We start from the raw sequence: 2,809 nt of genomic DNA on the forward strand, positions 1-2,809 counted from the left end.
TGGGTCCTTCCCTCCCTTCCCAGCCTCTCAAACTCCCCTATCCTCTTCAGGACGTACTCCCTGACCTTGGGTATTACAGAGCTTACCTTTTCAAGGGCGAGCTTCATAAAACACCTCCTCTACGGTCGGAAACCCTGCTTTTTAAAGCAGGGAGGAGACCGCGCTTGAAAGTTTGCAGATATTGAAGTAATATATGAACATGAAACTGCAACGAGCTCTTAAACTTGTCCTTAAACCTACCGAAGAGCAAAAGCAAATACTTCTTGAAACCCTTGAACAATATAAGTTTGCTTACAACTATACCTGTAAAGTTGGTTGGGAAGCTGAGCTCTGGAATGGAGTTGAGCTCCATAAGCTTACCTATCGCACCGTCAGAGACAAAACCTCCCTCCCCTCTCAGCTTGTAATCTCTGCAAGAGTTGTAGCTACCGAAAGTCTCAAGTCTGCAATCAAGAGAAAGAAAAAAGGACTCAAAAGCAGGTGTCCAGAAAGCAAAAATCCAGCTATCCGTTATGACAAGCGCTCCTATACAGTTTGGCTGGATAGAGGGGAGGTGTCCCTTGCTACTACCCGAGGAAGACAGAAGTTTAAGGTAAAAATCCCTGAATACTTCAGACAGTATCTTGATTGGAAGATAACCTCTGCCAATCTCAAATACGACAAAAAGCTCAAAAAGTTTTTCCTCAGCATCAGCGTTGAAAAAGAAGTTGAAGACGTAGAAAGAGCTGTATCCGAGAGATACCAAGCACTCAGGAAACGCCTGCAGTCCAAAGGCACTCCCTCTGCGAAAAGACACCTTAAGAGGTTCTCGCGGAGGGAGAAACGGTTTAGGACTGCTGTTAACCACAAGATAGCAAGGGAGATAGTAAAGCTTGTTCCTGCTGGTGGTGTGATAGTTCTTGAGAAGCTTAAAGGTATAAGGAGAAGAATAAGGGCAAGCAAACGAAATAGACGATGGATACACAGCTGGAACTTTGCACAGCTTCAGAGGTTTATAGAGTATAAGGCACAGGCTAAGGGCATAAGGGTTGTGTATGTGGATGCGAGATACACCTCTCAGAAGTGTAGCAGGTGCGGGCATATTTCCAGAAAGAACAGGAAAGACCAGGCACACTTTGTATGTGTGAGGTGTGGATTTCAGCTCAACGCAGACTTCAATGCCAGCAGGAACATAGTAAAGAACTATCTGGCTTCCCTTGAAGGGAAGTCGGGACTGGGAGAGGCAAGTCCCTCCCGGTGGGGCGCTGTCAACCGTCCCTATGTAGGGAGTTTTGGCTGTGCTATGCATGGCTAACCTCACCTGCAAGCTCCTTCTGTCGGGGAGGAGTAGTTGACAGTGATGATGATACCTGAAAAGGAGGGAAGCGTATAGACCTAATTTCAGAAATTGACATTTATCAATAACTTAAGAAATTCCAATCAAGGAGGTGTGCCATGAGGGGAAAGGTTCTTCTGGGTTTGGTGGCTGGCTTCTCTTTGACGGTTGCAGGTGTTCTCTTCAAGTCCGAAGAATACAAAGGGTGGAACCACGTCAAGAGCATGGTGATTCACAGCAAGGAACACCCACTCTACAACCCCTTTGGCGGGATACACCACGTCTATGCCAACGATGTAGCCCTGAAGGCTGTCAGGAGCGGTGAGGGGAGGAGGTTTCCCGACGGCTCGGTGTTGGTGTTCCTCCTTTACGAAGCTAAGAGCTCGGGAGGTGCCTTCGTTGAGGGTAGGAAGAAGATTGAAGCCTTCATGGTAAAGGACTCCAAGAGGTTCAGGGACACAGGTGGCTGGGGGTTTTACGCCTATGACGGCAAGGGAAAGAGCCTCGTCAGGGACACGAAGAAGGACTGCTTTAGCTGTCACGCACAGGTGAAGAAGCTTGACTACGTGTTCTCCCTTTACAAAGAATGAGCTCCCTCAAGCTCCTGAAGTTGGGAAGGAGGCGAAGACCCGTAGGAGTAAGAGCGTAAAGGACCCTGACGGGTTTTGTAAGGTCCACCTGCAGGAGACAACCGAGACTATATCCTGAAGGGGAAGGTCAAGACCGCTCGCCCACTCGCCCACAGCCCTGACCTTCTCGGGTTCTTTCAGGTAGTAGAAGGTCTCCTTGGGATAGCCGTAGCTCTCTTTCTTTCCCACTAAGCCCGCCTCGCAGAGCCTCTTGAGCCTGTCAAAGAGGACCCTCTCCTCAATGCCCTCTATAAGCCTCTTTAGCTCCGAAGGTCTTTTGGGAGAGTCTAAGAGGTGGAGGACTATCTGGAGAGCCCACTTACAGCTCAGAAGGCTGAGTCCCATAGCTTGAATTTAGTCTATAGGGAGGGGTTTCTCAACTCTGAGACTCTTCCCTCCTTGCCCTTCTTACGGACCATTCCATGTATATGGCGTACAGAGCGGGTATAAAGAGGAGGACTATTATAAAGGTTGAGAGTATCCCTCCAACCATGGGAGCCGCTATCCTTGACATCACCTCACTTCCCGTCCCGTGCCCCCTCATTATTGGCAGGAGACCGAGCAGTATGGCTGAGAAGGTCATGAATATGGGTCTTATCCTCTTGACAGCTCCCCTGTATATAGCCTCAAAGGCTTCCTTCCTGTCTTGTATCTTACCGCCCTGCCTCATGGCGGTGTGAAGAAGGGAGCCCTGTATGTAGACCACCATGACTATACCCATCTCAGCGGCTATGCCCAAAAGTGCGAGAAAGCCCGCTATGGAGGCTATGGATATGTTGTAGTCCATGAGGTACATAAGCAGGACCCCTCCAAAGGTGGCAACGGGGAGGGTAAGGAGGACGAGAACGGTTTCAAAGAGCTTGTT

Annotated in this window: 4 protein-coding genes; 2 read left to right on the plus strand and 2 right to left on the minus strand. The window is 49.2% G+C overall.

All coding sequences use genetic code 11. The annotated features are described in order from the left end of the window. Nucleotides 1–193: 193 nt before the first annotated feature. Complete coding sequence (locus tag AC1HCM_RS00345) at nt 194–1,294, plus strand: RNA-guided endonuclease InsQ/TnpB family protein (RefSeq protein ID WP_479459785.1); 1,101 nt, start codon at nt 194–196, stop codon at nt 1,292–1,294. A 140-nt stretch (nt 1,295–1,434) separates the two neighbouring features. After that, nucleotides 1,435–1,905 carry a cytochrome P460 family protein gene (locus AC1HCM_RS00350; protein ID WP_479459786.1) on the plus strand — a complete coding sequence of 157 codons (471 nt, stop codon included), beginning with the start codon at nt 1,435–1,437 and terminating at the stop codon, nt 1,903–1,905. A 6-nt stretch (nt 1,906–1,911) separates the two neighbouring features. Here AC1HCM_RS00350 and AC1HCM_RS00355 read toward each other — a convergent pair whose 3' ends face one another. Both AC1HCM_RS00355 and AC1HCM_RS00360 read right to left on the minus strand, forming a co-directional pair. Beyond that, complete coding sequence (locus tag AC1HCM_RS00355; protein ID WP_479459787.1) at nt 1,912–2,289, minus strand: winged helix-turn-helix transcriptional regulator; 378 nt, start codon at nt 2,287–2,289, stop codon at nt 1,912–1,914. A 31-nt stretch (nt 2,290–2,320) separates the two neighbouring features. After that, nucleotides 2,321–2,809: efflux RND transporter permease subunit (locus tag AC1HCM_RS00360; protein WP_479459788.1), on the minus strand; the 489-nt coding region annotated here is incomplete at its 5' end.

The organism is Hydrogenivirga sp. (assembly GCF_056450045.1).

What these genes read in the sequence shown, in the direction of transcription:
- AC1HCM_RS00345 (WP_479459785.1), top strand. Translation starts at nt 194, where the DNA reads ATGAACATGAAACTGCAACGAGCTCTTAAACTTGTCCTTAAACCTACC.
- AC1HCM_RS00350 (WP_479459786.1), top strand. Translation starts at nt 1,435, where the DNA reads ATGAGGGGAAAGGTTCTTCTGGGTTTGGTGGCTGGCTTCTCTTTGACG.
- AC1HCM_RS00355 (WP_479459787.1), bottom strand. Translation starts at nt 2,289, where the DNA reads ATGGGACTCAGCCTTCTGAGCTGTAAGTGGGCTCTCCAGATAGTCCTC.